Annotated in this window: 6 protein-coding genes; 2 read left to right on the top strand and 4 right to left on the bottom strand. The window is 67.6% G+C overall.

Going from position 1 to position 5,448, the window contains the following annotated elements; all coding sequences use genetic code 11:
• A partial coding sequence (locus HUU96_RS10470; protein ID WP_174292749.1) for a CinA family protein occupies window positions 1-367 on the top strand: 367 nt, incomplete at its 5' end.
• Here the strand turns inward: HUU96_RS10470 and HUU96_RS10475 are convergent.
• Both HUU96_RS10475 and lipA read right to left on the bottom strand, forming a co-directional pair.
• Complete coding sequence (locus HUU96_RS10475; RefSeq protein ID WP_174292750.1) at window positions 304-786, bottom strand: type II toxin-antitoxin system RatA family toxin; 483 nt, start codon at window positions 784-786, stop codon at window positions 304-306. The genes HUU96_RS10470 and HUU96_RS10475 overlap by 64 nt on opposite strands.
• Entirely contained in the window at window positions 773-1,705 is a 933-nt protein-coding gene (gene lipA, locus HUU96_RS10480; protein ID WP_174292751.1) for a lipoyl synthase, read from the bottom strand. Before lipA ends, HUU96_RS10475 begins: the two co-directional genes overlap by 14 nt.
• A gap of 104 nt (window positions 1,706-1,809) precedes the next feature.
• Here lipA and HUU96_RS10485 point away from each other — a divergent pair, with 104 nt between their 5' ends.
• Window positions 1,810-2,181 carry an SgcJ/EcaC family oxidoreductase gene (locus HUU96_RS10485; protein ID WP_174292752.1) on the top strand — a complete coding sequence of 124 codons (372 nt, stop codon included), beginning with the start codon at window positions 1,810-1,812 and terminating at the stop codon, window positions 2,179-2,181.
• On the opposite strand, the gene HUU96_RS10490 is transcribed toward HUU96_RS10485, so the two are convergent.
• Entirely contained in the window at window positions 2,147-3,565 is a 1,419-nt protein-coding gene (locus HUU96_RS10490) for an APC family permease (RefSeq protein WP_174292753.1), read from the bottom strand. The genes HUU96_RS10485 and HUU96_RS10490 overlap by 35 nt on opposite strands.
• A 67-nt stretch (window positions 3,566-3,632) precedes the next feature.
• Window positions 3,633-5,448: aspartate--tRNA ligase (aspS, locus tag HUU96_RS10495; RefSeq protein WP_254605180.1), on the bottom strand; the 1,816-nt coding region annotated here is incomplete at its 5' end.

The following is a 5,448-nucleotide window of genomic DNA, read 5'->3' on the forward strand; positions in this document are numbered from 1 at the left end:
GGCGGGATTCGTCACCTATTCCAACGATGCGAAGCTGGCGCTGCTCGGGGTCAGCGACGACGTGCTGGAGACGTTCGGGGCGGTGTCGATCGCGGTCGCCTGGAGCATGGCGCAGGGCGCGCTCGCCAGGAGCGGGGCCGATGTCGCGGTGGCGATCACCGGCGTTGCCGGGCCCGGCGGCGGCAGTGCCAAGAAGCCGGTCGGCACCGTCGTGTTCGCCCGCGCCGTCAAGGGTGCCGATCCGGGCGACGTCCATGCCGAGCGCCGCGACTTTGGCGACCTCGGCCGTGGCGGCATCCGCCTTCAGGCGGCGCTGTGCGCGCTCGAACTGCTGCTGCCGGCCGCGCCCCGCAGCGACGCGCCGTAGAGCGAAGCCGCCCGGGTCTCGAACGCGCCCGTCATGCGCCGCAACGCGCCCTGGAACACCTGCCCCGCCAGCAGCTCGAACACCCGGTTCTTGAAGGCGAAGTCCACCGCGAACTCGACGGCGCTGCCGCCCGGCTCGGGCACGAACCGCCATTCGTTGCGCAGGAACTTGAGCGGACCATCAATGTAGTCGACGGTGATCGTGTCAGGCCGGGTCTTGCGGATACGGCTGGTGAAGGTCTCGCGCAGACCTTTGAAGCCGACGACCATGTCGGCCATTGTCTCGCCCGGCCCGTCCTGCCGCACCCGCATGGCCGAGACCCAGGGCAGGAACTCGGGATAGCGCTTCACGTCGGCGACCAGATCGAACATCTGCTCGGCCGTGTAGGGCAGGTGGCGGGTCTCCTTATGCTTGGGCATGGACCCGCCCGAGCTTCGCCTCCCGCGCGGCGCGCATCTTCGCGAAGTCGTCGCCGGCGTGGTAGCTCGACCGAGTCAGCGGCGAGGCAGCGACGAGCAGGAAGCCTTTGGCGCGGGCGATGCCGGCATAGGCGTCGAACGCCTTGGGGGTGACGAACTCGGCGACCTTGGCGTGGCGCGGGGTGGGCTGGAGATACTGGCCCATGGTCAGGAAATCGATGTCGGCCGAGCGCATGTCGTCCATCACCTGATGCACCTCCAGCCGCTGCTCGCCCAAGCCCATCATCACGCCCGACTTGGTGAAGATCGACGGATCGTGGCGCTTGACGCTCTCCAGCAGCCGCAGCGAGGCGTAATAGCGCGCGCCCGGGCGGATCGTCGGATAGAGCCGCGGCACCGTCTCCAGATTATGGTTGTAGACGTCGGGGCGCGCCTCGACGATCGACTCGACCGCGGCCTGCGCCTTGTTGCGGAAGTCGGGGGTCAGGATCTCGATCGTCGTCGCCGGCGTCGTGCGGCGCAACGCCTCGATCACCTTGACGAACTGCGACGCGCCGCCGTCGGGCAAGTCGTCGCGGTCGACCGAGGTGATGACGATATGGCTCAGCCCCAGCTCGGCGGCGGCATCGGCGGTGTGCTGCGGCTCCAGCGGGTCGACGGCGCGCGGCATCCCGGTCTTGACGTTGCAGAAGGCGCAAGCGCGGGTGCAGGTGTCGCCCAGGATCATCACCGTCGCGTGCTTCTTGGTCCAGCACTCGCCGATATTGGGGCAGGCCGCCTCCTCGCAGACGGTGTTGAGGCCGAGGCGGCGCATCATCGCCTTGGTCTCGCCGAAGCCGATGCTGGTCGGTGCCTTGACCCTGATCCAGTCGGGCTTGCGCTCGCGGGGGGAGCGGGCCAGCGGCGTCATCTCGTTCATGCATCTCAGATAGCGATCGCGACCGCGCGGCACAACTCGCGCGGCCCAGTAGCGGGTCGGCGATCAAGCGATTATGACCACCGCGCCATTTAGGGAGTGCGGCCGTGACCGACACGATAGAAAGCCTGTTCGACGATTGGAATGGGGCGTTGCAGACCCGCGACCCCGATCGGGTGGCTGCGCTGTACGCGGACGACGCAATCCTGCTGCCGACGCTGTCCAATCAGGTGCGGCGCGACCGGACGGCGATCGTCAATTATTTCGTTGGGTTCCTGAAGAAGCAGCCGCGCGGTGTGCTGACCCAATCCAACGTGCGCGTCTTCGGCGAGATTGCGATCAACTCCGGCCTCTACGTCTTTACGCTGACCGACGGCGGCGTGGCGAGCGAAGCACCGTGCCGCTTCACCTTCGTCTATCGGCGCGAGGGCGACGGCTGGAAGATCATCGAGCATCACTCGTCGCAGATGCCGGAATGACCGACTCGACCGCGGGTATCCGCGCCGTCCAGGCTCCACGCGGGCGCAGCACCAGCAGGTAATAGGCGATCGACACCGCCACCTGCACCAGCGTCGCGATCAGCGCCCAGCGCCCCTCCGCGTCCCAGCTGTTGGTCAGCGTCACATAGCCCAGCGCCGCGAAGGTGACGATCGGGGCGAGCGGGTAGAACGGCATCCGATAGGGTGCCGCAGTGGTGATCCCGTTGGCGCGCCCCACCATGGCGGCGAGTGCGATACCGAGATAGATCGCGATCAACCCGGTGCCGCTCCACAGCTCCAGCAGCCGCAGCGGGACGAAGCACAGCCCGATGGCGACCGCACCGATGATCAGGGTGCCGATCCATGGCGACCCGAAGCGCGGATGGATGGCGAGCAGCCAGCGATCGATTGGCCGCCCCCAGCAGCCGTCGCGCGCGGTCGAATAGAAGAAGCGCGCGCAGGCGAGCACCCAGGCGATGATCGCGTTGACGATCGCCAACGCCACCCCGACCGACACCCATTGTACCAGGCCCAGCGAGCCCCGCTCGCGCACCAGCGCGCCAAACGGATTGTCGACCGTGAACAGGCGGATCAGGTCCGGGCTGCCGACCAGCGCCGCCACGATCGGCGTGCCCTCCAGCACCAGGGTCGCAACCAGCGCGAGCATGACGGTGCGGGCGATGCGGGTCGGTGCCTGCTCCATCTCCTCACCGAAATAGACTGCCGCGCCATAGCCGTTGAGCGCGAACAGCGCGATCGCCGCCGTCACCCCGATCGAGGCGAACGAGACGGGTGCCAGCGCGCCGTTCTGCACCGCCACCGGATGCAGCAGAAAGTCGAGCGGATTGCGCGCCGCATGGACCAGGCCGAGCACCGACACCGCCGCGAGCGCCAGCACCTCGATCAGCAGGAAAGTGCCGGTGACGAAGGCGTTCAGCCGGATGTCGAGGATGCCGACCAGCGCGCACGCCGCGACCACCGCCACCGCGGTCGGCACCGCCGGCAGGCCGGGGATCACCGAGCCCAGCACCTCGCTGATCCCCAGTCCCGCGACCGGCAGGAAGATCAGGTTGTTGAAGACGTTGACGCCCAGCATCACGAAGCCTGCCAGCGGCCCCAAAGTATGGGTGACCATGACATACTCGCCGCCTGCCACCGGAAAGGCGGAGGATAGTTCGGCATAGATATACCCCGTCGCCACGCAGACGATCGCGGCGAGGATCAGCGCCCATAACGTGCCGGTGCCCGCGCCGCGCAGCATGTCGGGCGCGATTACGAACACCGACGATGCCGGCGTCGCGACCGACAGCGTCAGCAGCAGGACACCGACCACGCCGAGGCGGCGGCTGAAGCCTTGCGGCACGTCGCTTGCTGTGTCCGCCATGCCCCTCCCCGATCCCTGGCCCCGGCCGGCTGATGACACGCGCACGCGGCGGCGGCCAGCCTTTGCGTCAGCCGGCGGCGGGAGCGACCGCCTTATCGACGTCCTTCGGCCCGTCCGCGGTCGAGCGCAGGTTGAGCTCCTTGAGCTGGCGCGCCGACACGAAGCTGGGCGCGCCCATCATCAGGTCCTCCGCCTTTTGCGTCATCGGGAAGACGATGACCTCGCGGATGTTCGGCTCGTCGGCGAGCAGCATGACGATGCGGTCGATCCCGGGTGCCGACCCGCCATGCGGCGGCGCGCCGAACTTGAAGGCGTTGATCATGCCGGCGAAGTTGGTGTCGACGTCCTCGCGGGTATAGCCGGCGATCTCGAACGCCTTATACATGATCTCAAGCCGGTGATTGCGGATCGCGCCCGACGACAGCTCGATGCCGTTGCAGACGATGTCATACTGGTACGCCAGGATGTCGAGCGGGTCCTTGCTCTCCAGCGCCTCCAGCTCGCCCTGCGGCATGGAAAAGGGGTTATGGCTGAAGTCGACCTTCTTTGCGTCCTCGTCATACTCGAACATCGGAAAGTCAACGATCCAGCAGAACTCGAAGCGAGTGTCGTCGATCAGGCCAAGCTGGTCGGCAACGCGGGTGCGGGCCAGACCGGCGAGCTTGGCCGCCTGTGCCTCCTTGCCGGCAGCGAAGAACAGGCCGTCATCGGGCCCGAGCCCGAGCGCGTCGGCCATCGCGGTCATCTTGTCCTCGCCATGATTCTTGGCGATCGGCCCACCCCATTCGCCGCCCTTGCGGGTGGCGTAGCCGAGGCCTGCGAACCCCTCCCCCTGCGCCCAGCCGTTCATGTCGTCGAAGAATTTGCGGCTCTTCTCGGCGGTGCCCGGGGCTGGGATCGCGCGGACCACGTCGCCCGCCTCGACGATGGAGGCGAAGCGGCCAAAGCCGGAGCCGACGAACTGCTCGCTCACGTCGGTGATCAGGATCGGGTTGCGCAGGTCCGGCTTGTCGTTGCCGTAGCGGAGCATCGACTCCCGATACGGGATGCGGCGGAAGGGCAGCGCCGACACGGTGCGGCCCTTGCCCTGCCAGTCGGCGAACTCCTCGAATACGCCGTGCAGCACCGGCTCGATCGCCGCGAACACATCGTCCTGCGTCACGAAGCTCATTTCGAAATCGAGCTGGTAGAACTCGCCGGGCGATCGGTCGGCGCGAGCATCCTCGTCGCGGAAGCAGGGCGCGATCTGGAAATAGCGGTCGAAGCCGGCGACCATCAGCAGCTGCTTGAACATCTGCGGGGCCTGCGGAAGCGCGTAGAACTTGCCGGGATGGACGCGGCTGGGGACAAGATAGTCGCGCGCGCCCTCCGGGCTCGAGGCGGTCAGGATCGGCGTCTGGAATTCGGTGAAGCCCTGGCCGATCATGCGTTGGCGGATGCTGGCGATCACCTGGCTGCGCAGGACGATGTTGGCGTGGATGCGTTCGCGGCGCAGGTCGAGGAAGCGGTTGGTGAGACGAATGTCCTCGGGATACTCCGCCTCGCCAGCGACCGGCATCGGCAGCTCCTGCGCGGCCGACTGGACGGTGACGGCAGCCGCGAACACCTCGATCTCGCCGGTGGCGAGATTGGGGTTCACCGTCGCCTCCGAGCGGCGCTTCACCACCCCGTCGATGGTGACGACCGACTCGACACGCACGCTTTCGAGCGTCGCCAGCGCGGGCGAGTCGGCATCGGCGACGATCTGGGTCAGGCCGTAATGGTCACGCAGGTCGACGAACAACACGCCACCATGGTCGCGGCGGCGGTGAACCCAGCCCGACAGGCGAACGGTCTCGCCGACGTTCGCCGCCTCCAGCGCGGCGCAGGTGTGGGTGCGATAG

It is taken from the genome of Sphingomonas bacterium, from assembly GCF_903644135.1.
Taxonomy (GTDB): Bacteria; Pseudomonadota; Alphaproteobacteria; order Sphingomonadales; family Sphingomonadaceae; genus Sphingomonas.